The organism is Pseudomonas alloputida, from assembly GCF_021283545.2.
Taxonomy (GTDB): domain Bacteria; phylum Pseudomonadota; class Gammaproteobacteria; order Pseudomonadales; family Pseudomonadaceae; genus Aquipseudomonas; species Aquipseudomonas alloputida.
On sequence record NZ_CP128540.1, the window covers coordinates 242100 to 268026 of the forward strand.

Genomic DNA, 25927 nt, shown 5'->3' on the forward strand with positions numbered 1-25927 from the left:
AGTCTTACAAATTCATAAAACAGTCATTTTGGATTTATAGGATTGTCATTATCCTGTAGCGCAGGTGGCGTCTTAGACCAAAGTCGCGAAACGTTTAGAAACGATTGACTTAACGGTCACGCTTTGGGACTAAATCGCCCATCCCGGTGAGCGGGGCATCAGACCCCTCCGCCAGAGATACACAAAAATTAGAACGTAGAGGAGCAAAACATGTACAAGTCCAGCCTGGCTCTGGCCGTGGCACTGGGGGTTCTCGCCCAACAAGCAGGCGCTGCCGGTTTCGTTGAGGACAGCAAGCTGTCGCTCAGCTCGCGCACCATGTACTTCAACGATGACAACCGCGAAAGCGGTATTGACCAGAAAGAAAGTGGTCAGGGTTTCAAGCTCGACTACCTGTCTGGCTTCACTCAAGGCACCGTAGGTTTTGGTGTTGATGTTCAAGCGCTGTGGGGCATTCACCTGGATGGTGGCCGTGGTAGCCGTCCAGATGCCAACAACACGTTCTTCCCGAGTGACTCCGATGGTTCGGCAGTCCACGACTGGGCACGCATTGGTGGTAACGCCAAGGCTCGCTTCTCCAAAACCGAGGTCCACTACGGTAGCGCCCTGGCGCCTATGCTGCCGATCCTGGTCTCCAACGATGGCCGTCTGCTTCCGCAGACCTTCGAGGGTGGCACCCTCCAGTCGAAGGAAATCGACAACCTGACCATCAACGCGGGTCAACTGACCCACGCCATGGGTCGTGCTTCGAGCAACCGTACCGGTCTCTCCGTTTCCGGCGCCTTCCGCGACAGCAACAAGTTCCAGTTCGCCGGCGGTGATTACAAGCTCACCCCAGACCTGACTCTGCAGTACTACTACTCGAACCTGGAAGACTTCTACAAGCAGCACTTCCTGGGTGCGACCCACGTATTCAAGATTGCCGACAACCAGTCGTTCAAGACTGACCTGCGCTACTTCGACAGCAGCAGCGACGGCAAGAATGGCCAGACTGGCTATGCCTTCGACAACAACGGTGGCTACGCGAAGAACTCGGGCGAGGTCGACAACAAGACCTGGAGCGCCATGTTCACCTACACCCTGGGTGGCCATGCGCTGATGCTCGGTCACCAGCAAGTGGGTGATGATGGTGGTTTCGTCTGGCTGAACCAAGGTAGCGTCCGTAAAGACGGCTCCACTTCCTCTCTGGAAGGTAACGGCGGCGCGAGCTTCTACCTGTTCACCGATAGCATGATCAACCAGTTTGCCCGCGCCGGTGAGAATACAACCTTTGGTCAGTACTCCTATGACTTTGCGGCTCTGGGTGTTCCAGGCCTGAAGGCTTCGGTGTCCTACCTGCGTGGTGATGATGTTCGCAACAGGTCGGGTGACGGCACCTACAACGAATGGGAACGTGACGCCCGCGTCGACTACACCCTTCAGGAAGGCACTCTCAAAGGCCTGGGCTTCAGCCTGCGTCAAGGTGTCTACCGTGGTAGCGGCGAAAGCGCCCTGGACAAAGACCAGACTCGCTTCATCGTGAACTACACTTACAACTTCCTGTAAGCCGTAGCTGAAAAAGAAGCCTCGCCTGATGCGAGGCTTTTTTGTGTGCGCCAGGCATGGCGCGTTGCGCGTAAGCGCAACCCGCTTGGTTGTGGTGGCCAAGTGGGTGACTTGGAGGTGAAAGTCCTCTACACACCCGGCAAGGGGAAGTGTTAGCCGGAGGCAAGGGTGTCGCGGGTGACCGCGAATCTGAAGGAAGCCCGAGGCAAAATGCTGGCCTGACGAACAGGAAGCGGATAGAGGCGGCACAGCGGGGTGAGGTGGCACAAATCGCCAAAGCCCAATACTTGCACGGAACGCTGTGACGTAGATCCGACAGGCATAAGCAGGAAGGTCGCGCGAATTACCCTGGGAGATCTGTACGCTTGCCACTGTGCTACCGCGCGTCGAAAGGCGACGGGACGAGCGTGCAGAAGTCAGCCGAAGCCGTAGTAAGTGGCGGTTAACCGCGCCACCAAGGGCCGAACAGGTTATGCCGCCAGTAGGCGTCGCCGTCTCGTTGGTAACCGTAATGCAGAAATTTCCCACAGCGGAAACTGTCATCCCGAATCCCGGCCAGAAGCCGAGGGTGATGCCTGACAGTGCAAAGGTGCCGGCGGCGTCAGCGACGTGGACGAACGCGGAGCCGGACACGCTGATGGAGCGGGTGCTTGCACCGGCCAACCTCAGGCGTGCGTATCAACGCGTGGTTAGCAACAAGGGGGCTCCGGGTGCCGATGGCATGACGGTCGCTGACTTGGCGGGCTACGTGAAACAGTATTGGCCAACCCTCAAGGCCAGGTTGCTGGCCGGTGAATACCATCCCCAAGCAGTGCGAGCGGTTGAAATTCCCAAGCCGCAGGGCGGCACACGGCAACTGGGTATCCCCAGCGTCGTGGATCGCCTGATCCAGCAAGCACTGCAGCAGCAGCTCACACCTATCTTCGACCCACTGTTCTCGGACTACAGCTATGGTTTTCGTCCGGGCAGAAGTACGCATCAAGCCATCGAGATGGCCCGTGCTCATGTGACAGCGGGACACCGCTGGTGCGTGGAACTCGATCTGGAGAAGTTTTTCGATCGGGTCAATCACGACATCCTCATGGCCTGCATCGAACGTCGGATCAAAGACAAGTGCGTACTCAGGCTTATTCGCCGCTACCTTGAAGCCGGGATCATGTCGGGCGGTGTCGTCAGCCCACGGCAGGAGGGGACGCCGCAAGGCGGCCCGCTTTCGCCGTTGCTGTCGAATATCCTGCTCGACGAACTCGACCGCGAGCTGGAGCGGCGGGGCCATCGCTTCGTACGTTATGCCGATGATGCGAACATCTATGTACGCAGTCCCCGGGCCGGCGAACGGGTGTTGGTCAGCGTCGAGCGCTTCCTGAGAGAACGTCTGAAGCTGACGGTGAACAGGAAGAAAAGCCAAGTGGCAAGGGCGTGGAAGTGCGACTACCTAGGCTATGGGATGAGCTGGCACCAGCAGCCAAGGCTGCGCGTGGCAAGGATGAGCCTAGACCGCTTACGCGACCGGCTCAGAATGCTGCTGCGCAGCGTACGGGCTCGCAAAATGGCGACTGTCATCGAGCGGATCAACCCCGTCCTGAGAGGCTGGGCTAGCTACTTCAAGCTCAGCCAGAGCAAGCGGCCGCTTGAGGAACTGGATGGTTGGGTCAGGCACAAACTCCGCTGCGTCATCTGGCGTCAATGGAAGCAGCCTCCCACGAGGCTGAGAAACTTGATGCGCCTGGGGTTGAGCGAGGAGCGTGCCAACAAGTCAGCCTTCAATGGCCGAGGTCCATGGTGGAATTCGGGAGCGCAACATATGAACTACGCGCTGCCAAAGAAACTGTGGGACCGGCTCGGGCTGGTCTCGATACTGGATACGATTAACCGGCTTAGCCGCGTAACCTGAACCGCCGTGTACGGAACCGTACGCACGGTGGTGTGAGAGGACGGCGGGTGTGAATCCGCCTCCTACTCGATGCCTGCAGATTTATATGTATTTTGGTTATAAATAAATTGTTATTTATTCTTTTTGTTTTTAATCGATTGCAGGCACATTGAACCCATACGGTACAGAACCCAGCCCAGGAGCCGCAGCCCATGAGCCTCAAACTCGGCGATATCGCCCCCGATTTCGAACAGGATTCCAGCGAAGGCAAGATCCGCTTCCACGAGTGGCTGGGCAACAGCTGGGGGGTGTTGTTCTCCCACCCGGCCGACTTCACCCCGGTGTGCACCACCGAGTTGGGCCTGACCGCCAAGCTGAAGGACGAGTTTGCCAAGCGCGGGGTCAAGGCCATCGCCCTGTCGGTGGACCCGGTCGACTCGCATCACAAGTGGATCGATGACATCAACGAAACACAGAATACCGTGGTCAACTTCCCGATCATTGCTGACGCTGACCGCAAGGTGTCCGACCTTTACGACCTGATCCACCCGAACGCCAGCGACACCCTGACCGTGCGCTCGCTGTTCATCATCGACCCGAATAAAAAGGTGCGCCTGACCATTACCTACCCGGCCAGTACCGGGCGCAACTTCAACGAAATTCTGCGGGTGATCGACTCGCTGCAGCTGACCGACAACCACAAGGTCGCCACACCCGGTAACTGGCAGGACGGCGACGAAGTGGTGATCGTGCCTTCACTCAAAGATGAGGAGGAGATCAAGCAGCGCTTCCCCAAAGGTTACCGGGCGGTCAAACCCTATCTGCGCCTGACCCCTCAACCCAATCGTTAATGGATTCCTCGTTGCATTGCTCTTAGCCAAGCAGGGATTTTCGGGCCGTTTCGACGGCCCTTTTTTATGCCTGCAAAAAACCTGTGGGAGCGGGCGCGCCCGCGAAGAGGCCCTCGTGGATAAAGACGATAATGGAATAAACAAATGAAAAAATATGATTTCTAGATATATGTAGCAGCTGTTAATGTCACCTCCAACAGAACACAAGGAAGCGCAGCAATGCTGGTCGTCTCAATCGGTGGTAGCCCAAGTCTCCGTTCACGCTCCGGCGTGCTGCTCGAGCGTTCGCGCCAGTGGCTGCAGGATCGCGGCGTTGAAGTGGTGACGTTCCAGGTGCGTGACTTTCCCGCCGAAGACCTGCTGCATGCCCGTTTCGACAGCCCGCATGTGCAACACTTTCAACAGCTGGTGGCCCAGGCTGATGGCCTGATCGTCTCCACCCCGGTGTACAAGGCTTCGTTTTCCGGTGCCCTGAAAACCTTGCTTGACCTGCTGCCCGAGCGCGCCCTGGCCCACAAGATCGTGTTGCCCATCGCCACTGGCGGCAGCATCGCCCACATGCTGGCGGTGGATTACGCATTGAAGCCGGTGCTGTCGGCACTCAAGGCACAAGAGACCCTGCAAGGGATCTTTGCCGACGACAGCCAGGTGGCTTACGCAGAAGGCACAAAGCCCGCGCAGTTGGTACAGGCGCTGGAAGAACGCCTGCACGACTCGCTGGAAACCTTCCACGTTGCCCTGGCCCGTCGGCCGCGCCCCGTGGCCCCCGGCGTATTGAACGAACGTCTGATCAGCGCTCGCTGGAGCATCTGAACGGCATTACCCGCTTCACCACCTTACTCGCCCGTTAACGAGGCAAGCAGGTGCAACCCGAACCCCATTCGCACAGGAGAGCGCCATGCGCACAGTCTTCTTGCGTCGTGGTCTGGTCGCCCTGTTTGCGGCGGCTGTGTCCTTCGGCGCCATTACCCAAGCCCAGGCCGAGAGCCTGCGTATCGGTTACCAGAAATACGGCACCTTGGTGCTGCTCAAGGCCAAGGGCACGCTGGAGAAGCGTCTGGCCGAGCAGGGAGTACAGGTGCAATGGACCGAATTCCCCGGCGGCCCGCAGCTGCTTGAAGGGCTGAACGTCGGTTCCATCGATTTCGGCGTAACCGGCGAGACCCCTCCTGTGTTCGCTCAGGCCGCTGGCGCCGACCTGCTCTACGTGGCCTACGAGCCGCCAGCGCCGCACAGCGAAGCTATCCTGGTGCCCAAGGGCTCGCCGATCCAGTCGGTGAAGGACCTCAAGGGTAAAAAGGTCGTCCTCAACAAAGGCTCCAACGTGCACTACCTGCTGGTCCGCGCCCTGGAAGACGCCGGCCTCAAGTACAGCGACATCCAGCCTGTCTACCTGCCGCCGGCCGACGCCCGCGCCGCCTTCGAGCGCGGCAGCGTGGATGCCTGGGTGATCTGGGACCCCTACCAGGCCGCCGCCGAGCAGCAGCTGCAAGCGCGCACCCTGCGTGACGGCAAGGGCCTGGTCGACAACCACCAGTTCTACCTCGCCACCCGCAACTATGCGACACAGCACCCAGCGGTGATCAACACCGTGATCGAGGAAGTGCGCGCTGTGGGTGAGTGGTCCCAGGCCAACCCGCAGGAAGTGACCGACCAGGTTGCCCCGCTGCTCGGCCTGCCTGCCGGCATCACCCTGACCTCGGTCAAACGCCAAGGCTACGGCGCTGCGCCGCTGACCCCAGAGGTGGTGGCCGCGCAACAGAAGATCGCCGACACCTTCCAGGCGCTCAAGCTGATACCCAAGCCGCTGAGCATCAAGGACGTGATCTGGACACCCCCTGCCAAAGTCGCTAGCGCGCCTTGATTGACTGCCAGTGCCGGGGCGCCGCCCCGGCTAGAGCCACCCTTGAGGAGACGACTCCAATGAGCCTTAACATTTTCTGGTTCCTCCCCACCCACGGTGACGGCAAGTACCTGGGCACTTCCGAAGGCGCACGTGCGGTCGACCACGGTTACCTGCAGCAGATCGCGCAGGCTGCTGACCGCCTTGGTTTTGGTGGGGTGCTGATCCCGACCGGGCGTTCCTGCGAGGACTCCTGGCTGGTGGCCGCGTCGCTGATCCCCGTGACCCAGCGCCTGAAGTTCCTTGTAGCCCTGCGCCCGGGCATCATTTCGCCGACCGTGGCAGCACGCCAGGCGGCCACCCTCGATCGCTTGTCCAATGGCCGTGCGCTATTCAACCTGGTGACCGGTGGTGATCCGGACGAGCTGGCGGGTGATGGCCTGCACCTGAACCACCAGGAGCGCTACGAAGCTTCGGTCGAGTTCACCCGTATCTGGCGCAAGGTGCTGGAAGGCGAAAACGTCGATTACGACGGTAAGCACATCCAGGTAAAGGGCGCCAAGCTGCTCTACCCACCGATTCAGCAACCACGCCCACCGCTGTATTTCGGCGGCTCGTCCGAGGCCGCCCAGGACCTGGCGGCCGAACAGGTCGAGCTGTACCTGACCTGGGGCGAGCCACCGGCAGCTGTTGCCGAGAAGATCGCACAGGTGCGCGAAAAAGCGGCTGCTCAAGGGCGCGAAGTACGCTTCGGTATCCGCCTGCACGTGATCGTGCGGGAAACCAACGAAGAGGCTTGGGCCGCCGCCGAGCGCCTGATCTCGCACCTGGACGATGACACCATCTCCCGCGCCCAGGCCTCACTGGCGCGTTTCGACTCGGTGGGCCAGCAACGCATGGCCGCCCTGCACGGCGGCAACCGCGACAACCTGGAAGTCAGCCCCAACCTGTGGGCAGGTGTTGGCCTGGTACGGGGCGGCGCGGGTACCGCGCTGGTGGGCGACGGCCCTACCGTGGCAGCACGCGTCAAGGAATATGCCGACTTGGGCATCGATACCTTCATCTTCTCGGGTTATCCACACCTGGAAGAGTCTTACCGCGTGGCGGAGCTGCTGTTCCCGCACCTGGATGTGCAGCGCCCAGAGCAGCCGAAAGCCGGAGGTTATGTAAGCCCGTTCGGCGAGATGGTGGCCAACGACATCCTGCCCAAATCTGTGTCGCAGAGCTGAGGGCCTGGCCATGAGTCGTGCAACTTCTTCCAACCTGACCCAGCGCCTGGCGCCGTGGGCGCTGCCGGTGCTGCTGTTGGCAATATGGCAACTGGCCGTCAGCGCTGGCTGGCTGTCGACGCGTATCCTGCCGGCACCTAGCGCAGTGGTAAGCGCTGGCGTCGAGCTGGTGCGCAGCGGCGAAATCTGGACCCACCTGGCCATCAGCGGCTGGCGTGCAGGCCTGGGCTTTGTCATCGGCGGCAGCATCGGCCTGGTACTGGGCTTCATCACTGGCCTGTCGAACTGGGGCGAACGCCTGCTCGACAGCTCGGTACAGATGATCCGCAACGTGCCCCACCTCGCGCTGATCCCGTTGGTGATCCTGTGGTTCGGTATCGACGAATCGGCAAAGATCTTTCTGGTCGCGCTGGGCACGTTATTCCCGATCTACCTGAATACCTACCACGGCATCCGTAACGTCGACCCAGCGTTGGTGGAAATGGCGCGCAGTTACGGCTTGTCCGGCTTCGGCCTGTTCCGCCAGGTGATCCTGCCGGGGGCGCTGCCTTCGATCCTGGTGGGTGTGCGTTTCGCCCTTGGCTTCATGTGGCTGACCCTGATTGTTGCCGAAACCATTTCGGCCAACGCCGGCATCGGTTACCTGGCAATGAATGCTCGCGAATTTCTTCAGACCGACGTGGTAGTGCTGGCCATCGTCCTGTATGCCGTGCTCGGCAAGATTGCCGACCTTGCGGCCCGAGGCCTGGAGCGCGTGTGGTTGCGCTGGCACCCGGCCTATCAAGTTGCCAGGAAGGAGGGCGCATGACCGTGCTCAAGGAACAGCCGCCACGCCTGCTGCGTGGCACCCCGCTGGCCTCCAAGGGCCTGCGCAAGACCTTTGGCCAGCGCGAAGTTCTGAAGGGTATCGACCTGCACATTCCGGCCGGCCAGTTCGTGGCCATTGTCGGCCGCAGCGGCTGCGGCAAGAGCACTTTGCTGCGGCTGCTGGCCGGGCTGGACCAGCCCACCGCCGGGCAGCTGCTGGCCGGTGCCGCGCCGCTGGAAGAGGCCCGTGAAGAAACCCGCCTGATGTTCCAGGACGCGCGGCTGCTGCCGTGGAAGAAGGTGATCGACAACGTTGGCCTTGGGCTGTCTGGCGACTGGCGCCCGCGTGCGCTGGAGGCCTTGGATGCGGTTGGCCTGGCCGACCGCGCCAACGAATGGCCGGCAGCGCTCTCGGGAGGCCAGAAGCAGCGCGTGGCTTTGGCCCGAGCCTTGATTCACCAGCCCCGCCTGCTGCTGCTGGACGAGCCGCTGGGGGCGCTGGATGCGTTGACCCGTATCGAGATGCAGCAACTGATCGAACGCCTGTGGCGTCAGCACGGCTTCACTGTACTGCTGGTCACCCACGACGTCAGCGAGGCGGTTGCCGTGGCTGACCGGGTGATCCTGATCGAGGACGGCGAGGTCGGGCTCGACCTCACTGTTGACCTGGCACGGCCCCGGGCGCGTGGTTCGCACCGTCTGGCCGCGCTGGAAAGCGAAGTGCTCAACCGTGTTCTGTCCACCCCGGGCACTGCGCCCGAGCCGGATCCTGTAGCCCCTCTGCCCACGCAACTGCGCTGGGCGCATTGAATCCCAGAAGCCAAAAGGAAACAAACCATGACTATCAAAGCCATCAACGTTCGCAACCAGTTCAAAGGTACTGTGAAAGAAATCCTCGAAGGCCCGGTACTGTCGGAAATCGACGTGCAGACGGCTTCGGGTATCGTCACTTCGGTGATTACCACCCGTTCCGTGCGGGAGCTGGAGTTGCAGGTGGGCAGTGAAGTGATTGCCTTTGTGAAGTCGACCGAAGTGTCTATCGCCAAGCTGTGATGCGGCGGGTCGATATTGGGGCTGCTTTGCAGCCCTTCGCCGGCACGCCCGCTCCCACAGGTACTCGCAAGCTCCAGGGTGCGCGCGGGCTCTGTGGGAGCGGGCTTGCCCGCGAAGGGCCGCCAAGCGGCCCCAGATTTCTCAGCTGGAACGCTTGGCCAGAAACGGCGGCAGATACAACCCCAGATACGCTTCGAACACCCGCTTGCCTTCCTCGGCCATGCGCGGGGTGATCGCCTCGTGCAGCTGCACCGACCGTGCATACACCCGGTCGCTCAACTCCATGGCCAGGGCAAACACATCCACATCCGGTGGCATCACCGGCAGGTGAAAATGCTGGTCGAACAACTTGTGCATCAAGTCGCCCAGTTCCATGTCGTGCTGCCGGTCGGCCTGCACTACCTCGCTCAGGCCATGCTGCGCCAGGATCAACTGCCGCGCCGCCGCATCCTCGTGATAGATATCAAGCATGCGTTGTTCGATCAGCCGTGACAGTTCGTGCCAGGTGCTGAACGCGCTGCTGTCGATCGGAGCGCTCAGGGCTTCGCGAAATGCCCGGTGCACATCTGCAGTAAGTGCCTCCAGCAAGGCCGGCACGCTGGCGAAAAAGTGATACACCGACGAAGGCGGAATCTGCGCCCGCTCGGCCACGCTGTAGATAGAAAGTGCTGCCACCCCTTGTTCGGCCAACAGCTCACGCGCAGCCGCCAGGATCGCCTCGATCCTGGCCTGGCTGCTGGCGCGTGGTTTGCGCGGGGTGGTGGTGCGGTTCATCAACTGCTGATTGCCAGGATGCTGGCCTGGTAGGCGGCGACGAACAGGTCGAAGTCACCGACTTCGTTTTGCTCCAGCTCGGACTGCCTGGCGAGCGACTCGCGGGCCAGCGTCTCGAATGCTTGCTGCTTTTCGTTGCTCAGCGGTTGCTCGCGGAAAGTCTCGGCGTGCACACGGCTCTGGCGCAGCGAGAACTGGACGAAGCTCTCGTCATGCTCGGTCATGCGTGCCAGCACCTGGGCCGACGGGGTCAGCGAGGTGTCGTCGACCTTGGCCTGCTGCGCATCCAGGGCCTTGGCGTGCTCATCAGAGCCTTGCGCCTGGTCGAGCAGATTGGCCAATTGGCGGATACGCCCGATCAGCTCGCTGGCCCAGTCTTTCAGGCTGATCGGCTGGCCATTGCGGTGCAACTCCAGGCCCGGACGACGGCCTTCCTTGACCACGGTCAGGAAGTTGCTGGTGCACTGGCCGCACTCGCCGTTGTCCAGTTGCGGGCTGTCTTCCAGCGCGCAGAACAGCAGGAATGCGTCGAGGAAGCGCGCCTCGGTCAGGTCGATACCAACCGGCAGGAACGGGTTGATGTCCAGGCAGCGCACTTCCACATACTGCACACCCCGCGAGGTCAGGGCCTGGATCGGTCGCTCGCCGGTGTAGGTGACGCGCTTGGGGCGGATGTTCGAGTAGTACTCGTTTTCGATCTGCAGAATGTTGGTGTTCAGCTGAACCCACTCGCCATCCACATGCGTGCCGATTTCAACGTAAGGCGGGTAGGGCGTGCCCACGGCCTTGCGCAGGCTGTCGGTGTAGCTGGCCAGGTTGTTGTAGCAGGGCGTAAGGCCGGCCTGGGCGTTGCTCTGGTAACCCAGGTCGCTCATGCGCAGGCTGGTGGCATAAGGCAGGAACAGGGTTTCGGCATCCAGCTCTTCGAGCTGGTGCGGGCGGCCACGCAGGAAGCCTTTGTCCAGGGCCGGCGAGGCGCCGAACAGGTACATCAGCAGCCAGCTGTAGCGGCGGAAGTTACGAATCAGCGCGATGTAGGCCGACGACTGGTAGTCGCGGTCATTTTCCGTACTGCCTTCGGCTTCGCGCAGCAGTGGCCAAAGCGCTTCGGGCAGCGAGAAATTGTAATGAATACCGGCGATGCACTGCATGGTGCGGCCGTAACGCAGGGCCAGGCCCTTGCGGTAGACGTGTTTGAGCTTGCCGATGTTCGAGCTGCCGTACTCGGCGATCGGGATATCCTCCTCGGCCGGCAGCGTGCACGGCATCGACGGGCTCCACAGGTATTCGTCGCCCAGCTTGCTGTAGACGAAACGGTGGGTCTCTTCGAGGCTTTCGAGCACCTTGGCCGGGTCGGCCAGCGCTGGGGTGATGAACTCCAGCAGCGACTCGGAATAATCGGTGGTGATCTGCTCGTTGGTCAGCGCCGATCCCAGTGCTTCCGGATGCGGGGTCTGGGCCAGGCGACCTTCATCGGTCACGCGCAGGCATTCGCGCTCAATACCGTGCAGGCACTGCTTGAGCAGGGGGAGATTGGCGCCGAGCAGGCTCAGGCGGCGGTTGAGGAGTTCGCTCAAGATGTATTCCTTCACGCGTCAGTCGCCCCAATATGGGGGTAGAGATAACGGTCTACAAGGGTAGGAAGAAAGGAACTGGCGTTGTCGCCTGGTTTACGCGGTTCCAGCAGTGCCAGCGCACTGCTGAAAATACCGCAGATACTGCTTGGTGAGCTAGAGAACCGCGAAGGTTCCTTGCGCTTTGGCCACCAGCTTGTCGCCCTGAACTACGTCGGCGTCGACCACCAGGGTGCGCCGCCCGGCGTGCAGCACACGAGCGGTGCACAGCACTTCGCCGTCGCTGACGGCACGCATGTAGTTGATCTTGCACTCGATGGTGACGCTTTGCTGGTCAAAGCCATGGCTGGCCGAGCAGGCCAGGCCCATGGCGATGTCCACCAGGCTGAAGATCGCCCCGCCGTGCAGCTTCTGGCCACGGTTGCGCAACTGGGGCTCGAGCGCCAGGGCTACCTCGGCAACACCGCTGTCCAGGTGTTGCAGGCGGCAGCCCAGCAGCTGGCTGAAGGCGCTTTCGACGTATTCGCGAGGTACGTCCATTACTTCTTCTTCAGTTGCTTGGCGTTGGCGAACAGGGCGGCCATGGCGTTGTTGGCCGGGGCTGCGGTGGCGGTTTCGCGCTGACGCGGTGCCTGCTGCTGGCGATTGCCGCCATTGCCACGATTACCACCGCGGTTGCCTTCGACCTTCTCGCCCGGGGTGTCGCTCATGCGCATGGACAGGCCGACGCGTTTGCGCGGGATGTCCACTTCCATGACCTTGACCTTGACCACATCGCCGGCCTTGACCGCCTCACGCGGGTCTTTGACGAACTTCTCCGACAGCGCCGAGATATGCACCAGGCCGTCCTGATGCACGCCGATGTCGACGAAGGCACCGAAGTTGGTAACGTTGGTCACCACGCCTTCGAGGATCATGCCCGGTTCCAGGTCCTTGAGGTCTTCGACGCCGTCCTGGAAGGTGGCGGTCTTGAACTCCGGACGTGGGTCGCGGCCGGGCTTGTCCAGCTCTTGCAGGATGTCGGTGACGGTTGGCAGGCCGAAGGTTTCGTCGGTGAACTTTTTCGGGTCCAGGCGCTTGAGGAAGCTGCTGTCACCAATCAGCGAGCGGATGTCGCGGTCGGTATCGGCAGCAATGCGCTGCACCAGTGGATAGGCCTCAGGGTGCACCGCAGAGGCGTCCAGCGGGTTGTCGCCGTTCATCACGCGCAGGAAGCCGGCGGCCTGCTCGAAGGTTTTCTCACCCAGGCGGCTGACCTTTTTCAACGCTGCCCGGGTGGCAAACGGACCATTGGCATCGCGGTGGGCGACGATGTTCTGTGCCAGGGTGGCATTGAGGCCGGAGATGCGCGTCAGCAGCGCCACCGAAGCGGTGTTCACGTCCACGCCCACGGCGTTCACACAGTCCTCGACTACCGCGTCCAGGCCACGTGCCAGTTTCAGTTGGGACACGTCGTGCTGGTACTGGCCGACACCGATGGATTTCGGATCGATCTTCACCAGTTCGGCCAGCGGATCCTGCAGGCGTCGGGCGATCGACACGGCGCCGCGGATCGACACGTCCAGGTCCGGGAACTCGCGGGCGGCCAATTCCGATGCCGAGTACACCGAAGCGCCGGCTTCGGAAACCATGATCTTGGTGATTTTCAGGGCGGGATATTTCTTGACCAACTCGGTCACCAGCTTGTCGCTTTCGCGGCTGGCGGTACCGTTGCCAATGGCGATCAGCTCCACCGAGTGTTTGGCGCACAGTGCGGCCATGATGGAAATGGTGCGGTCCCAGTCGTTCTTCGGCGCGTGCGGGTAGACCGTGGTGTGGTCCAGCAGTTTGCCGGTTGCGTCGACCACGGCGATCTTGCAGCCGGTGCGCAGGCCCGGGTCGAAGCCCAGGGTGGCGCGGGGGCCGGCCGGGGCGGCCAGCAGCAGGTCATGCAGGTTGTGGGCGAACACATTGATCGCCTCGCCTTCGGCACTGTCGCGCAGCTCGCCGAACAGGTCGGTTTCCAGGTGGGTGTACAGCTTGACCTTCCAGGTCCAGCGCACCACTTCACCCAGCCACTTGTCGGCCGGCCGGCTGCGGTTCTCGATGCCGACGTGGTTGCCGATCATCAGCTCGCATGGGTGCAGGGTGCCGGGCAGTTCTTCGCCGACCTTCAGCGAGACGCTCAACACGCCTTCGTTGCGCCCGCGGAAGATCGCCAGGGCACGGTGCGATGGCGCAGTACGCAGCAGCTCGTCATGAGCGAAGTAGTCGCGGAACTTGGCGCCTTCTTCTTCCTTGCCGGCCACGACGCGGGCGCTGAGCACGGCTTCCTGCTTGAGGTAGCTGCGCAGCTTGTCGAGCAGGGCGGCGTCTTCGGCAAAGCGCTCCATCAGGATGTACTTGGCGCCTTCCAGCGCGGCCTTGACGTCGGCCACGCCCTTTTCGGCGTTGACGAAGCGTGCGGCTTCGCTTTCCGGGGCCAGGGTCGGGTCGTTGAACAGGCCATCGGCCAGTTCGCCAAGGCCGGCTTCCAGGGCGATCTGGCCCTTGGTGCGGCGCTTCTGCTTGTACGGCAGGTACAGGTCTTCGAGGCGGGTCTTGGTGTCGGCCAGCTTGATCTCGCGGGCCAGTTCCGGGGTCAGCTTGCCCTGTTCCTCGATGCTGGAAAGGATGCTGGCGCGGCGCTCGTCGAGTTCGCGCAGGTAGCGCAGGCGCTCTTCCAGGTGGCGCAACTGAGTGTCGTCAAGGCTACCGGTCACTTCCTTGCGATAGCGGGCGATGAAGGGCACGGTCGAGCCTTCGTCCAACAGGCTCACGGCCGCCTCGACCTGCTGCGGGCGTACGCCCAGTTCCTCGGCGATACGGCTGTTGATGCTGTCCATGTAAACCACCTGACATTTGTGAATACGGGGGTCGCCTGTGGGCTTTTTGCCCGGCGGCGCTGGATGAAAGCCGCGCATTATACCCATCGCAAACGGCTTGCGGTGATGGCGCCCGGCCAGCCGGAACTGGCGCCGGGGGAAAAATCTGCTAACAATGCTCACGCAACGTGCAGCAATGGCTACGCCATAATGCGCGGCGATATCAGAGGAGTTATTCATGACCGGCACGCCAAACACCGCTGAAGGTGACAAGATTCTCATCGTCGACGACGATCCGGGGCTTAGCAGCCTGCTGGAACGTTTCTTCACCAGCAAAGGCTACCGTGCCCGTGCGGTGCCCAACACCGAGCAGATGGATCGCCTGCTGCAGCGCGAGGTGTTCAACCTGGTGGTGCTCGACCTGATGCTGCCAGGCGAGGATGGCCTGTCCGCCTGCAAGCGCCTGCGCCAGCAGAACAACCAGATCCCGATCATCATGCTGACCGCCAAGGGCGACGAGCTCAGCCGCATCAAGGGCCTGGAGCTGGGCGCCGACGACTACCTGGGCAAGCCGTTCAACCCGGACGAACTGATGGCCCGGGTCAAGGCGGTGCTGCGTCGTCAGGCGCCGAGCGTGCCGGGTGCGCCGGGCAGCGAGGACGAGTCGGTCACCTTCGGCGACTATGAGCTGTCGCTGGCCACCCGCGAGCTCAAGCGTGGCAACGAAGTGCACATGCTCACCACCGGCGAGTTCGCTGTGCTCAAGGCTCTGGTGATGCACGCCCGCGAGCCGTTGACCCGCGACAAGCTGATGAACCTGGCGCGCGGCCGCGAATGGGATGCGCTGGAGCGCTCCATCGATGTGCAGATCTCACGCCTGCGTCGCATGATCGAGCCGGACCCGTCCAAGCCGCGTTACATCCAGACCGTCTGGGGCGTGGGCTACGTGTTCGTACCGGACGGAAACGCCGGAAAATGATGCCTGGACGTCGATGAAAACACCGCTCTGGTTTCCGCAAAGTTTCTTCGCCCGCACCCTGTGGCTGGTGTTGATCGTCGTTCTGTTCTCCAAGGCGCTGACCCTGGTCTACCTGCTGATGAACGAGGACGTGCTGGTCGACCGTCAGTACAGCCATGGTGTGGCGCTGACCTTGCGCGCCTATTGGGCCGCCGACGAAGAAAACCGCGACAAGATCGCCGAGGCGGCAGGTCTTATCCGGGTGACCGGCTCGGGTGTGCCCGAAGGCGAGCAGCATTGGCCCTACAGTGAGATCTACCAACGGCAGATGCAGGCCGAGCTGGGTGACGACACCGAAGTGCGGCTGCGCATCCATGCACCGCCCGCGTTGTGGGTCAATGCGCCAAGCCTGGGGCCGGGTTGGCTGAAAGTGCCGCTGTACCCGCACCCATTGCGTGGGCAGAAGATCTGGAACGTGCTGGGCTGGTTCCTGGCCATTGGCTTGTTGTCCACCGCCTCGGCGTGGATTTTTGTACGTCAGCTCAACCAGCCGCTCAAACGCTTGGTGTTCGCCGCCCGCCAGCTTGGCCAGGGGCGCAGTGTGCGCCTGCCGATCAGCGATACCCCCAGCGAGATGACCGAGGTGTACAAGGCGTTCAACCAGATGGCCGAGGATGTCGAGCAGGCCGGGCGCGAGCGTGAGTTGATGCTGGCCGGGGTTTCCCACGACTTGCGCACGCCTCTGACGCGCCTGCGTCTGTCGCTGTCCTTGCTGAACAGCGACAACGAGCTGAGCGATGACATGGTTCGCGATATCGAGGACATGGACGCGATTCTCGATCAGTTCCTGGCCTTCATCCGCGATGGCCGTGACGAGCCGGTGGAAGAGGTCGACCTTGCTGACCTGGTGCGTGAGGTGGTGGCTCCGTACAACCAGCCGGAAGAGCGTGTGCGCCTGTGCCTGGAGCCGATTCCACCGTTCCCGCTGCGCCGGGTTTCGCTCAAGCGCATGCTGGGCAACCTGATCGGCAACGCCCTGCACCATGCTGGCAAGGGGGTCGAGGTGGCTGCCTATGTGTCAGGTGACGAGAGTGCGCCGTATGTGGTGCTCAGTGTGCTGGACCGGGGCACCGGTATTGACGAGTCGGAGCTGGAAACCATCTTCAACCCGTTCATTCGCGGTGATCGGGCACGGGGCGGCAAGGGCACCGGGCTGGGGCTGGCGATCGTCAAGCGGATTGCTGCGCAACATGGCGGGAACGTGGAGTTGCGTAACCGGTCTGGCGGCGGGATCGAGGCGCGGGTCAGGTTGCCGCTGGGGCTGCTGCTGCCGCGTAATGCTGTGTGAGGCTCACTGGCCTCTTCACGGCTAAAGCCGCACCTACAGGGATTGCGCAGTACCTGTGGCAGCGGCTTGGCCGCGAAGCGGCGGGTAGAGGCTTGAATCAGCCTTTGCCCTTGGTCCGGGTCTGATTGGGCCCGCCATTCTTCTCCAGGTGCTCGATGATCATCCCGGCGACGTTCTTGCCGGTGGTGACCTCGATGCCCTCCAGCCCTGGCGACGAGTTTACCTCCATCACCAAAGGCCCGTGGTTGGAGCGCAGGATATCCACACCCGCCACGCTCAACCCCATCACCTTGGCCGCCCGGATGGCGGTGATGCGCTCTTCTGGGGTGATTTTTATCAGGCTGGCGACGCCACCCCGGTGCAGGTTGGAGCGGAACTCGCCCGGTTTGGCCTGACGCTTCATCGAGGCAATTACTTTGTCGCCTACCACGAAGCATCGGATATCTGCGCCACCGGCCTCCTTGATGTACTCCTGCACCATGATGTTCTGCTTGAGGCCCATGAACGCTTCGATCACCGACTCGGCCGCCTGGGGCGTTTCGCACAGCACCACGCCAATGCCCTGGGTGCCTTCCAGTACCTTGATCACCAGCGGGGCACCGTTGACCATCTGGATCAGGTCGGGGATGTCGTCCGGCGAGTGGGCGAAACCGGTGATCGGCAGGCCTATGCCGCGCCGCGACAACAGCTGCAACGAGCGCAGCTTGTCGCGCGAGCGGGCAATGGCTACCGACTCGTTGAGCGGGTATACGCCCATCATTTCGAATTGGCGCAGCACCGCGCAGCCATAGAACGTAACCGAAGCACCTATGCGCGGGATCACGGCATCGAAGCCTTCCAGCGGCTTGCCGCGGTAGTGGATCTGCGGCTTGTGGCTGGCAATGTTCATGTAGGCCCGCAGGGTATCGATCACCACCATTTCGTGGCCACGCTGGGTACCGGCTTCGACCAGGCGGCGGGTGGAATACAGACGCGGATTGCGCGACAGCACAGCGATCTTCATGCAGCACCTGTGACAGGGGAAAGGGTGGCCGGGAAGGCCGGTTTATCTTGTACGTATTTCAGGCCTGGGTTCACCACCAGCTGGCCGTGTATCAGGGCCTTGGAGCCAAGCAACAGGCGGTAGCGCATGTTCTTGCGGCAGGCCAGGGTGAACTCCACCTCCCACACACCATCACCCAGCGCCAGTGACGTGCGGATGACGTAGCGGGTCTGGGCGTGGCCGTTGGAGCTCTTGATGGTTTTCATCGTCACCAACGGTGCCTCGCAGCGGCGGTGGCGCAACTGCACCACCGAGCCCAGGTGCGCAGTGAAGCGAACCCAGGGCTGGCCGTCGCGCTCGAAGGGTTCCACTTCGGTGGCATGCAGGCTCGACGTGCTGGCACCGGTGTCGATCTTGGCGCGCAGCCCGGCCACGCCGAGGTCAGGCAGGGCGACCCACTCGCGCAGGCCGATCACAGTCAAATGGTCAAATGTCTTCACGAAGCGCACCCTGCGAATGAGGTGGTGAACTTTAAGCACGGCGGGGACTTTTTGCATCCGTATGTGAAGGTAGTACAGTTCGATGAAAGACAGAATCCGAGGTAACGGGATGGCACAAAAAGCCGAAGACGACGACAAGGTTCGCCTGGACAAATGGCTGTGGGCGGCGCGCTTCTACAAGACGCGAGCGCTGGCCAAGGCGGCGATCGAGAGTGGCAAGGTGCATTGCCGGGGCGAGCGATGCAAGCCGGGCAAGGAACCGCGGGTGGGCGACGAGTTCGTGCTGCGTACCGGCTTCGATGAGCGCACGGTGGTGGTGAAGGCGCTGTCGGTGGTGCGTCGTGGTGCCCCAGAGGCGCAGGCGTTGTACGAGGAAACCGAAGAAAGTGTGCGTCGCCGTGAACAGGCGGCTGAAATGCGTAAGGCCGGGGCCATGGGCGTGACCATCGATGGCCGGCCGACCAAGAAGCAGCGGCGGCAGATTCACCAGCTGCATGGAAGTTACGATTGAATGGGGCTGCTGCGCAGCCCCAAAAAATCTAGCGCAACACCGCCATTCGTCCGACCAACGGTAACGTGGACAGCAGCTTGAACAACGGCGCTGTCCAGCGCATCAACGCCTCGCTGCCTTTGGCCGCCAGCGGCGTGTAGTAGCTCCAGCCCAGCGCCAGTACGGCCATCAGCAAGCCGCCGATGTAGTCGTCCTGCCCCCAATGGGCACCGGCCACCAGGCGCGGCAGCATGAACAGCGCTGCGAGGCCCCAGACCATCAGGTATTGCGCAAGGCCGCGGCTGAACACGCTCATGAACAGCGCCCAGATCAGCAGCACCGAGGCGTGATCACCCGGGAAACTCTTGCTGGAGCGGTCCTTGAGTTCCCAGGCAGCCTCCAGGTTCGGGTAATAGTCACTCAGGTGCACGACGTCGTCGAAGATCATCGAGGGACTCTTGTGTTGCCACCCGGCTGCATCCACCCACTTGGAAAACAGCGCGCGAATCACCACTAAGAGGAGTAGCGTGACCAGAAAGCCGAAGAATGCCTGGCGAACCTGAGCAGCCTTGAACACCCAGTCACCACGAATGAGCACTGCCAGCAGGATCAGGCCGACGACGATGTCGAACGGGCGTAGGCTGCCGATGGTCCAGATGTAGCGCCAGGTGGTGCTATCGGCCAGCGGCGCGTTCAGGCTGCGGAACAGCCACTCGTCGAAAGTCAGGCACAGGATCTGGCCAAAAGGCCATAACCAGAAACACAGTAGAGCGATGGGAAGCAGCGTAGAGGCTGCCAATGGCCCCCAGGACCACCTTGCTTGGAACAGTGGTCGATTGTCCATAAAATACCTCTATTGCAAACAGGAATCGGAGCGCCTTGTAAGCGCTCTGTCACGGGTTCTCGCCGGTTTTCGACAACCCTTGTAACCATTTTGTCATCATTTTTTAGATAGCCGAAACCTATGAGCGATTTGCCTGATACCGATTTCACCCAACGTTTCATCTTCGACGAGCGCGATGTGCGCGGCGAGTGGGTGTCTCTCGATGACAGCTACGCCGCGGTGTTGGCGCGTCATGAGTACCCCCAGCCGGTCCAGGTGCTGCTCGGCGAGTTGATGGCCGCCACCGCCTTGCTGGTGGGTGCAATGAAGTTCGATGGCCTGCTGATTCTGCAGGCGCGTTCGGCCGGGCCGATTCCGCTGCTGATGGTGGAATGTTCCAGTGAGCGCGAGATTCGTGGCATGGCCCGCTACGAAGCGGACCAGATTCCGGCTGGTGCCACCCTGTCGCAGCTGATGCCCGACGGCCACCTGACCCTGACCATCGACCCGGTCAAGGGCCAGCGCTACCAGGGGACCGTCGACCTCGATGGCGCCAACCTGTCTGAATGTTTCACCAACTACTTCGTCCAGTCGCAGCAGCTCAATACCCGTTTCTGGCTCAATGCCCAAGGCGGCAAGGCCCGTGGGCTATTGCTGCAGCAACTGCCACGTGATCGCCAGCCGGATGATGAAGAGCGCGAAGACAGCTGGCAGCATGTGGTCGCCCTGGCCAAGACACTCAAGCCTGAAGAGTGGACAGAGGGCAACGAAACACTGCTGCACCGCCTGTATCACGAAGACGCCGTGCGCCTGTTCGATATCCAGCCACTGCGCTTCAATTGCAGCTGTTCGCGGGAACGCTCCGGCAATGCGCTGGTCAGTCTGGGCGAGCACGACGCCAAGGCGCTGGTGGACGAATGTGGCGGGACGGTAGAGATCGATTGCCAGTTCTGCAACGAGCGCTACTTCTTCGATGCCAGCGATGTGGCGCAATTGTTTGCGGGTGGCGGTACTGACGTGGCCTCAGAAACTCGTCACTGAAACGTTAAATCACAGGATAATCTCCTGTCGAATTGCGCAAAAGCGCAGTTCTGACAGGAGGGGCCTACTTTTTTTGGGCGTTTCTGGCATAATCCGGCCACTTTTTTCGCTGTAGTAGTTTTTTCAAGACAACTACAAAACGTTTGGAGCACTCGGCCTCGGGCCGGATGGGGTATCTCATGACGCAAGCCAACAACACCGTGTACACCGACCTGAGCGTCGATGAGCTGGTAAAAGAAGCGCTGCAACGCGGTGAAGGCGTACTAGCCGATACTGGCGCACTGGTCGTGGAGACTGGTCACCGTACCGGCCGTTCGCCGGCTGACCGTTTCATCGTCGAAGAACCTTCCACCCAGGACGCCATTTCCTGGGGCCCGATCAACCGCAAGTTCCCGGCCGACAAGTTCGATGCCCTGTGGGCTCGCGTCGAGGCGTTCAACAACGCCCAGGATCACTTCGTTTCCTATGTTCACGTAGGGGCCGCAGCCGAGCACTACCTGCCGGTGAAGATGACCACCCAGACTGCCTGGCAGAACCTGTTCGGTCGTTGCCTGTTCATCAACCCGGAGCAGTTCAACCCGGCTGGCCGCGACCAATGGCAGATCCTCAACGTCGCCAACTTCGTGTGCGAGCCTGAGCGTGACGGCACCAACTCCGACGGTTGCGTGATCATCAACTTCGCTCAGAAGAAAGTGCTGATCGCTGGCATGCGCTACGCCGGCGAAATGAAGAAAGCCATGTTCTCGGTGCAGAACTTCCTGCTGCCGGCTGCCGATGTACTGCCTATGCACTGCGCGGCCAACATCGGCGAAGAAGGCGATGTGACCTTGTTCTTCGGCCTGTCCGGCACTGGCAAGACTACCCTTTCGGCTGACGAAAGCCGTTACCTGATCGGTGACGACGAGCACGGTTGGGGCGAAGGCGTTGTCTTCAACATGGAAGGCGGCTGCTACGCCAAGTGCATCGACCTGTCCGAGAAGAACGAGCCGGTCATCTGGAAAGCCATCAAGCACGGCGCAGTACTGGAAAACGTCGTTCTCGACGCCAACAAGCACGCCGACTACACCGATGTCAGCCTGACTCAGAACAGCCGTGCGGCCTACCCGCTGGAGCACGTTGCCAAGCGTTCGGAAGCGAACCTGGGCGGCGAGCCTAACGCAGTGATCTTCCTCACCTGCGACCTGACAGGTGTTCTGCCTCCGGTTTCGATCCTGAACAACGAGCAGGCGGCCTACCACTTCCTGTCCGGCTACACCGCGCTGGTCGGTTCCACTGAAATGGGTTCTGGCGGCGGCATCAAGTCGACCTTCTCCACCTGCTTCGGCGCACCGTTCTTCCCGCGTCCGGCTGGCGAGTACGCCGAGCTGCTGATCAAGCGTATCAACGGCTTCAACTCCAAGGTCTACCTGGTCAACACCGGCTGGACCGGTGGTGGCTACGGCGTTGGCAAGCGCTTCAGCATCCCCACCACCCGTGCCGTGATCGCTGCAATCCAGAGCGGCGCACTGGTCGGTGCCGAAACCGAGCACCTGGACATCATCAACCTGGACGTGCCGAAGGCCGTTCCGGGCGTTGAAACCGAACTGCTCAACCCGCGCACCAACTGGGCTGACAAAGCGGCCTACGACGAGGCTGCCAAAGGTCTGGCCAAGCTGTTCATCGAAAACTTCAAGAAGTTCGAAGTTTCCGACGCCATCAAGGCCGCTGGCCCGCAGCTGTAAGCCGAGCTCAGCCGCAACGAGAAAGCCGCCCCCAGGGGCGGCTTTTTTGTGGGTTAGGGCTTGCCCGCGAAGGGGCCCGCATAGGCAGCGAAAGTCTGGTTTTTCTGTTTCACTGTCAGCATCCATTGCGAAGACAAGAGCCAGCCAGATGACCGAAGCCCCTCAGCGCACTGCCTTCTCCCACTTCCACCCGATCCTTACCCGCCCCCAGGACAACGACCTGAACGGCCACATCGCCGGTGCAACGGTGCACGGTTTTTTCGAAACCGCGATCCAGGCGTTTCTCGTCGAGCAGGCTGAACTGGACCTGCGGCACGGTGAACTGGCCGCCTTCGTGGTCAGTTCTGCTGCGGATTTCTACGCGCTACCGGGCTTCCCGGACTTGTTGGAAGTGGGGTTGGGAGTGACGCGTCTGGCGGGCAGCACGGTAGAGTACCGGCTGGCGCTGTACCGTCCGGGCGAATCGGACGCATGCGCGGCAGGCACGGTGGTGCAGGTGTTCATCGAGCGCGCCAGTGGCCGGCCTGTGGCGTTGCCAGAGGCGCTGCAGGTGATCCTGTCCGGCCTCGTGCTGGAGCGGCAGGCATAAAAAAGCCCCGCTGGCAGGGGCGGGGCTTTTGTTGCCGGGGGCAGGGCCCTCAGGCGTTAGTCGCGCCAGTGGCGCTTGTGCTTGCGGTGGCCATAATGGTGACCACGGTCCCAGTGACGACGGTCGTCGTCGTAGCCGCGACGATAGCGGCGGCCATCGCGGTAATCGTCTTTGTCGGCCTCTTTGCCCAGGTAGTTACCCAGCGCACCACCGGCACCACCGCCGGCTGCCGCGCCAATGTAGCTACCCGTGGTGCCGCCCACGGAGCGACCGACCACGTTACCACCTGCAGCGCCCAGCGCGCCGCCGATAGCGGCCTCACCACGCTGGCGTTTGTCTGCGCCCAGGGCGCCACCTGCTGCACCGCCCAGACCGGCACCAATGGCGCCGCCGGTGCTGCCACCGATGGAGTTGCCCACGACAGAGCCCAGTACCCCACCCAATGCGCCGCCAATGCCGGCCTCGGTGGTGCCGCCTGCCATGGCAACGCCGCTGAGCAAGCTGAAAGACAACAACAGAATCGAGGAGTACTTCTTCATCAAGAGAGCCTCATAGGGATGACGAGGCGAATTTGAGGCTAAGAGGCGTGGCTGGCAACGGAAATCCGACGAGTAACACGAGTTGTACACAATTCTCTAACTTGCTGTATTTACTATGAAACTTTATCGTTTTCAGGCTGTCTGAGACCTTTATGACAAAGCCCTGAGCCGCCACGGAACAGGGCTTTTTTCGTTTTTAAAGGATACGCCCGTCCTCGCGCGCACGCTCCAGCTTGATGGCAATGAACTTCGATGTCGGCGTATGGCTACCCACGCCAATGCTCTCCAGCGGCACCAGCGGGTTCACCTCCGGGTAATATGCCGCCGCCTGCCCGGCAGGTATGTCGAAGGCCAGCAGGGTAAAGCCTTGCACCCGGCGCACATGTTCATCCCCCCACAGCGAAACGATGTCGACCTTCTGCCCCGGCTGGAAGCCCAGGCGGATGATGTCGGCTTCGTTGGCGAACAGCACCTCGCGCTGGCCACGCACGCCGCGGTAGCGGTCGTCCAGGCCGTAGATAGTGGTGTTGTACTGATCGTGCGAGCGCATCGATTGCATGATCAAGTCTGGCAACTGGCCGCTGGCGCGTACGCGTTCGTCAAGCAGCGTGTCGGGCAGCAGGTTGGCCTTGAAGTTGGCGCGGCCGGTGCTGGTCGCCCATTCGCGGCTGGCCGCGCTGTTGCCCAGATAGAAGCCGCCCGGATTACGCAGGCGCTGGTTAAAGCCGCTGAAACCGGGAATGGTGTCGCCGATCAGGTCGCGGATGCGGTCGTAGTCGGCCACCAGCCAGTGCCAGTCTACCGGTTGTTTGCCCAGCGTGGCGGCAGCGATGCCGGCGATCACCGCAGGCTCCGAGCGCATTTGCGTCGACAGCGGCTTGAGCTGGCCGTTGGAGGCATGGACCATGCTGAACGAGTCTTCCACCGTGACTGCCTGCGGCCCGTCGGCCTGCAGGTCGATGTCGGTGCGGCCCAGGCATGGCAGGATCAGTGCCTGCTTGCCATGGACCAGGTGGCTACGGTTGAGCTTGGTGCTGATGTGCACGGTCAGCTCGCAGTTGCGCAGCGCCTGGGCGGTACGCTCGGTGTCGGGTGTGGCTTGGGCGAAGTTGCCGCCCAAGCCGATGAAAACCTTGGCCCGGCCATCGAGCATCGCATGAATGGCTTCGACGGTGTTATGGCCATTGCGCCGCGGCACAGGGAAGCCAAAGCGCTTTTCGATGGCATCCAGCAGCGCCTCTGGCGGGCGCTCGTTGATGCCCATGGTGCGGTCACCCTGCACGTTGCTGTGGCCACGCACCGGGCACAGGCCGGCGCCGGGCACGCCGATGTTGCCACGCAGCATCTGCAGGTTGACGATTTCCTGAATGGTCGGCACCGAATGACGGTGTTGGGTGATGCCCATCGCCCAGCACATGATCACACGCTTGCCCTGGCAGTACATGCGCGCGGCCAGTTCGATATCGGCCAAGGTCAGGCCGGACTGTGCCTGGATGTGCGACCACGGCGTGGCGTCCACCACGGCCAGGTACTCATCGACGCCATGGCCATGTTCGGCGATAAAGGCGTGGTCGAACACGGCCGGTTCGCCGTTGGCCTGGGCTTCGCGTTCCCATTGCAGGACGAACTTGGCCATGCCGCGCAGCATCGCCATGTCGCCACCCAGGGCCGGGCGGAAGAAGGCGGTGTTGGTCGGGCGGTCACTGTTGGTCAGCATTTCCAGTGGGTTCTGGGGGTGCTGGAAGCGCTCCAGACCACGCTCCTTGAGCGGGTTGATGCACACCACCTGGGCGCCACGCTTTACCGCATCACGCAGTGGGTCGAGCATGCGCGGGTGATTGGTGCCGGGGTTCTGGCCCCAGACAAAAATGGCGTCGGCGTGCTCGAAGTCGTCGAAGGTGACTGTACCTTTGCCGACCCCGACGCTTTGCCCCAACGCCACGCCGCTGGCCTCATGGCACATGTTCGAGCAGTCAGGGAAGTTGTTGGTGCCGTAGGCGCGCACGAACAGTTGGTACAGGTACGCCGCTTCGTTGCTGGCACGTCCCGAGGTATAGAATTCGGCCTGGTCAGGGTTGGCCAGCTTGTTCAGTTCGCGGGCGATCAGGGCGAAGGCGGCATCCCAGCTGATCGGCAGGTAACGGTCGCTGGGTGCGTCGTAGACCATCGGTTCGGTCAGGCGCCCTTGGTACTCCAGCCAGTAGTCGCTCTGCTGCAGCAGCGAGGTGACGCTGTAACGGGCGAAGAAGGCTGCATCGACACGGCGCTTGGTAGCTTCCCAGTTCACCGCCTTGGCGCCGTTCTCGCAGAACTTGACCATGCCGCTTTCCGGGGAGTCCCCCCAGGCGCAGCCGGGGCAGTCGAAACCGCCGTTCTGGTTGGTCTTGAGCAGGGCGCGAATGTTCTTCAGCGCATTATCGCTGCCGACCCAGGCCTTGGCCACGCTACGCAGTGCGCCCCAACCGCCGGCGGGGCCGTGGTAGGGCTTGTAGCGAGGGGGGGAGGCTGGGGTGTTGTCCGGAAGTTGTTGGTACGAGGTCACGA

General features: G+C 62.0%; 24 protein-coding genes. 15 read left to right on the forward strand and 9 right to left on the reverse strand.

Annotation, left to right across the window (positions count from 1 at the left end):
• The first annotated feature begins 210 nt into the window (after positions 1–210).
• From LU682_RS01025 to LU682_RS01065, 9 genes are all read left to right on the forward strand, one after another.
• Positions 211–1545 (forward strand): OprD family porin, encoded by a 1335-nt coding sequence (locus tag LU682_RS01025; RefSeq protein WP_010951614.1) that lies wholly within the window; start codon positions 211–213, stop codon positions 1543–1545.
• Between the two features lie 472 nt (positions 1546–2017).
• On the forward strand, positions 2018–3439 hold the full coding sequence (ltrA, locus tag LU682_RS01030) for a group II intron reverse transcriptase/maturase (RefSeq protein ID WP_010952877.1): 1422 nt from the start codon (positions 2018–2020) through the stop codon (positions 3437–3439).
• Between the two features lie 191 nt (positions 3440–3630).
• Positions 3631–4269, forward strand: coding sequence for a peroxiredoxin (locus tag LU682_RS01035; RefSeq protein WP_003255836.1), 639 nt, complete (start codon positions 3631–3633; stop codon positions 4267–4269).
• A gap of 219 nt (positions 4270–4488) precedes the next feature.
• The gene (gene ssuE, locus LU682_RS01040) at positions 4489–5082 is read left to right on the forward strand and encodes an NADPH-dependent FMN reductase (protein ID WP_003255835.1); all 594 of its coding nucleotides are present in this window, start codon (positions 4489–4491) and stop codon (positions 5080–5082) included.
• An 85-nt stretch (positions 5083–5167) separates the two neighbouring features.
• Complete coding sequence (locus tag LU682_RS01045; RefSeq protein WP_010951615.1) at positions 5168–6133, forward strand: sulfonate ABC transporter substrate-binding protein; 966 nt, start codon at positions 5168–5170, stop codon at positions 6131–6133.
• Positions 6134–6192: 59 nt separating this feature from the next.
• Positions 6193–7341: an FMNH2-dependent alkanesulfonate monooxygenase gene (gene ssuD, locus LU682_RS01050; RefSeq protein WP_003255833.1), complete on the forward strand. Its 1149-nt coding sequence runs from the start codon at positions 6193–6195 to the stop codon at positions 7339–7341.
• A 10-nt stretch (positions 7342–7351) separates the two neighbouring features.
• Positions 7352–8149 (forward strand): aliphatic sulfonate ABC transporter permease SsuC, encoded by a 798-nt coding sequence (gene ssuC, locus LU682_RS01055; protein WP_010951616.1) that lies wholly within the window; start codon positions 7352–7354, stop codon positions 8147–8149.
• Positions 8146–8958: an aliphatic sulfonates ABC transporter ATP-binding protein gene (gene ssuB / locus LU682_RS01060; protein WP_010951617.1), complete on the forward strand. Its 813-nt coding sequence runs from the start codon at positions 8146–8148 to the stop codon at positions 8956–8958. Before ssuC ends, ssuB begins: the two co-directional genes overlap by 4 nt.
• Before the next feature lie 27 nt (positions 8959–8985).
• Entirely contained in the window at positions 8986–9201 is a 216-nt protein-coding gene (locus LU682_RS01065) for a TOBE domain-containing protein (RefSeq protein ID WP_003255829.1), read from the forward strand.
• 141 nt (positions 9202–9342) lie between these two features.
• On the opposite strand, the gene LU682_RS01070 is transcribed toward LU682_RS01065, so the two are convergent.
• The 4 genes from LU682_RS01070 to LU682_RS01085 form a co-directional block, all read right to left on the reverse strand.
• Positions 9343–9975, reverse strand: coding sequence for a TetR/AcrR family transcriptional regulator (locus LU682_RS01070; RefSeq protein ID WP_010951618.1), 633 nt, complete (start codon positions 9973–9975; stop codon positions 9343–9345).
• The gene (gene gshA, locus LU682_RS01075; RefSeq protein WP_269805814.1) at positions 9975–11552 is read right to left on the reverse strand and encodes a glutamate--cysteine ligase; all 1578 of its coding nucleotides are present in this window, start codon (positions 11550–11552) and stop codon (positions 9975–9977) included. Before gshA ends, LU682_RS01070 begins: the two co-directional genes overlap by 1 nt.
• 153 nt (positions 11553–11705) lie before the next feature.
• Positions 11706–12089, reverse strand: coding sequence for a PaaI family thioesterase (locus tag LU682_RS01080; RefSeq protein ID WP_010951620.1), 384 nt, complete (start codon positions 12087–12089; stop codon positions 11706–11708).
• Positions 12089–14413 (reverse strand): Tex family protein, encoded by a 2325-nt coding sequence (locus LU682_RS01085; protein ID WP_049588059.1) that lies wholly within the window; start codon positions 14411–14413, stop codon positions 12089–12091. Before LU682_RS01085 ends, LU682_RS01080 begins: the two co-directional genes overlap by 1 nt.
• Positions 14414–14630: 217 nt before the next feature.
• Here LU682_RS01085 and ompR point away from each other — a divergent pair, with 217 nt between their 5' ends.
• On the forward strand, positions 14631–15371 hold the full coding sequence (gene ompR, locus LU682_RS01090; RefSeq protein WP_003255821.1) for an osmolarity response regulator transcription factor OmpR: 741 nt from the start codon (positions 14631–14633) through the stop codon (positions 15369–15371).
• Positions 15372–15384: 13 nt separating this feature from the next.
• The gene (locus tag LU682_RS01095) at positions 15385–16698 is read left to right on the forward strand and encodes an ATP-binding protein (RefSeq protein ID WP_003255819.1); all 1314 of its coding nucleotides are present in this window, start codon (positions 15385–15387) and stop codon (positions 16696–16698) included.
• Positions 16699–16795: 97 nt separating this feature from the next.
• Here the strand turns inward: LU682_RS01095 and rimK are convergent, their stop codons facing one another.
• Both rimK and rimB read right to left on the reverse strand, forming a co-directional pair.
• On the reverse strand, positions 16796–17701 hold the full coding sequence (gene rimK, locus LU682_RS01100; RefSeq protein WP_003255817.1) for a 30S ribosomal protein S6--L-glutamate ligase: 906 nt from the start codon (positions 17699–17701) through the stop codon (positions 16796–16798).
• The gene (rimB, locus tag LU682_RS01105; RefSeq protein ID WP_004576370.1) at positions 17698–18180 is read right to left on the reverse strand and encodes a retropepsin-like aspartic endopeptidase RimB; all 483 of its coding nucleotides are present in this window, start codon (positions 18178–18180) and stop codon (positions 17698–17700) included. The genes rimK and rimB overlap by 4 nt, the downstream gene beginning before the upstream one ends.
• Before the next feature lie 109 nt (positions 18181–18289).
• Between rimB and LU682_RS01110 the strand changes: the two genes are divergently transcribed.
• On the forward strand, positions 18290–18691 hold the full coding sequence (locus LU682_RS01110) for an RNA-binding S4 domain-containing protein (RefSeq protein WP_060489787.1): 402 nt from the start codon (positions 18290–18292) through the stop codon (positions 18689–18691).
• A gap of 28 nt (positions 18692–18719) precedes the next feature.
• On the opposite strand, the gene LU682_RS01115 is transcribed toward LU682_RS01110, so the two are convergent.
• Positions 18720–19514 (reverse strand): phosphatase PAP2 family protein, encoded by a 795-nt coding sequence (locus tag LU682_RS01115; protein ID WP_010951623.1) that lies wholly within the window; start codon positions 19512–19514, stop codon positions 18720–18722.
• 120 nt (positions 19515–19634) lie between these two features.
• On the opposite strand from LU682_RS01115, the gene hslO reads away from it, so the two are divergent.
• The 3 genes from hslO to LU682_RS01130 all read left to right on the forward strand — a co-directional run bounded on the left by hslO (position 19635) and on the right by LU682_RS01130 (position 22844).
• Positions 19635–20534, forward strand: coding sequence for an Hsp33 family molecular chaperone HslO (gene hslO, locus LU682_RS01120; protein WP_010951624.1), 900 nt, complete (start codon positions 19635–19637; stop codon positions 20532–20534).
• Positions 20535–20713: 179 nt separating this feature from the next.
• On the forward strand, positions 20714–22255 hold the full coding sequence (locus LU682_RS01125; RefSeq protein WP_003255806.1) for a phosphoenolpyruvate carboxykinase: 1542 nt from the start codon (positions 20714–20716) through the stop codon (positions 22253–22255).
• Positions 22256–22403: 148 nt separating this feature from the next.
• Positions 22404–22844, forward strand: coding sequence for an acyl-CoA thioesterase (locus tag LU682_RS01130; protein WP_010951625.1), 441 nt, complete (start codon positions 22404–22406; stop codon positions 22842–22844).
• Positions 22845–22900: 56 nt separating this feature from the next.
• On the opposite strand, the gene LU682_RS01135 is transcribed toward LU682_RS01130, so the two are convergent.
• Entirely contained in the window at positions 22901–23383 is a 483-nt protein-coding gene (locus tag LU682_RS01135) for a YMGG-like glycine zipper-containing protein (RefSeq protein ID WP_010951626.1), read from the reverse strand.
• A gap of 196 nt (positions 23384–23579) precedes the next feature.
• Positions 23580–25925, reverse strand: coding sequence for an FdhF/YdeP family oxidoreductase (locus LU682_RS01140; protein WP_010951627.1), 2346 nt, complete (start codon positions 25923–25925; stop codon positions 23580–23582).
• Positions 25926–25927 lie beyond the last annotated feature (2 nt).

What these genes read in the sequence shown, in the direction of transcription:
- LU682_RS01065 (WP_003255829.1), top strand. Translation starts at nt 8,986, where the DNA reads ATGACTATCAAAGCCATCAACGTTCGCAACCAGTTCAAAGGTACTGTG.
- ltrA (WP_010952877.1), top strand. Translation starts at nt 2,018, where the DNA reads ATGCCGCCAGTAGGCGTCGCCGTCTCGTTGGTAACCGTAATGCAGAAA.
- ssuE (WP_003255835.1), top strand. Translation starts at nt 4,489, where the DNA reads ATGCTGGTCGTCTCAATCGGTGGTAGCCCAAGTCTCCGTTCACGCTCC.
- LU682_RS01045 (WP_010951615.1), top strand. Translation starts at nt 5,168, where the DNA reads ATGCGCACAGTCTTCTTGCGTCGTGGTCTGGTCGCCCTGTTTGCGGCG.
- hslO (WP_010951624.1), top strand. Translation starts at nt 19,635, where the DNA reads ATGAGCGATTTGCCTGATACCGATTTCACCCAACGTTTCATCTTCGAC.
- LU682_RS01080 (WP_010951620.1), bottom strand. Translation starts at nt 12,089, where the DNA reads ATGGACGTACCTCGCGAATACGTCGAAAGCGCCTTCAGCCAGCTGCTG.
- LU682_RS01135 (WP_010951626.1), bottom strand. Translation starts at nt 23,383, where the DNA reads ATGAAGAAGTACTCCTCGATTCTGTTGTTGTCTTTCAGCTTGCTCAGC.
- ssuB (WP_010951617.1), top strand. Translation starts at nt 8,146, where the DNA reads ATGACCGTGCTCAAGGAACAGCCGCCACGCCTGCTGCGTGGCACCCCG.
- LU682_RS01125 (WP_003255806.1), top strand. Translation starts at nt 20,714, where the DNA reads ATGACGCAAGCCAACAACACCGTGTACACCGACCTGAGCGTCGATGAG.
- LU682_RS01115 (WP_010951623.1), bottom strand. Translation starts at nt 19,514, where the DNA reads ATGGACAATCGACCACTGTTCCAAGCAAGGTGGTCCTGGGGGCCATTG.
- LU682_RS01085 (WP_049588059.1), bottom strand. Translation starts at nt 14,413, where the DNA reads ATGGACAGCATCAACAGCCGTATCGCCGAGGAACTGGGCGTACGCCCG.
- ompR (WP_003255821.1), top strand. Translation starts at nt 14,631, where the DNA reads ATGACCGGCACGCCAAACACCGCTGAAGGTGACAAGATTCTCATCGTC.
- LU682_RS01025 (WP_010951614.1), top strand. Translation starts at nt 211, where the DNA reads ATGTACAAGTCCAGCCTGGCTCTGGCCGTGGCACTGGGGGTTCTCGCC.
- ssuC (WP_010951616.1), top strand. Translation starts at nt 7,352, where the DNA reads ATGAGTCGTGCAACTTCTTCCAACCTGACCCAGCGCCTGGCGCCGTGG.
- LU682_RS01095 (WP_003255819.1), top strand. Translation starts at nt 15,385, where the DNA reads ATGAAAACACCGCTCTGGTTTCCGCAAAGTTTCTTCGCCCGCACCCTG.
- LU682_RS01130 (WP_010951625.1), top strand. Translation starts at nt 22,404, where the DNA reads ATGACCGAAGCCCCTCAGCGCACTGCCTTCTCCCACTTCCACCCGATC.
- ssuD (WP_003255833.1), top strand. Translation starts at nt 6,193, where the DNA reads ATGAGCCTTAACATTTTCTGGTTCCTCCCCACCCACGGTGACGGCAAG.
- LU682_RS01035 (WP_003255836.1), top strand. Translation starts at nt 3,631, where the DNA reads ATGAGCCTCAAACTCGGCGATATCGCCCCCGATTTCGAACAGGATTCC.
- rimK (WP_003255817.1), bottom strand. Translation starts at nt 17,701, where the DNA reads ATGAAGATCGCTGTGCTGTCGCGCAATCCGCGTCTGTATTCCACCCGC.
- LU682_RS01070 (WP_010951618.1), bottom strand. Translation starts at nt 9,975, where the DNA reads ATGAACCGCACCACCACCCCGCGCAAACCACGCGCCAGCAGCCAGGCC.
- LU682_RS01110 (WP_060489787.1), top strand. Translation starts at nt 18,290, where the DNA reads ATGGCACAAAAAGCCGAAGACGACGACAAGGTTCGCCTGGACAAATGG.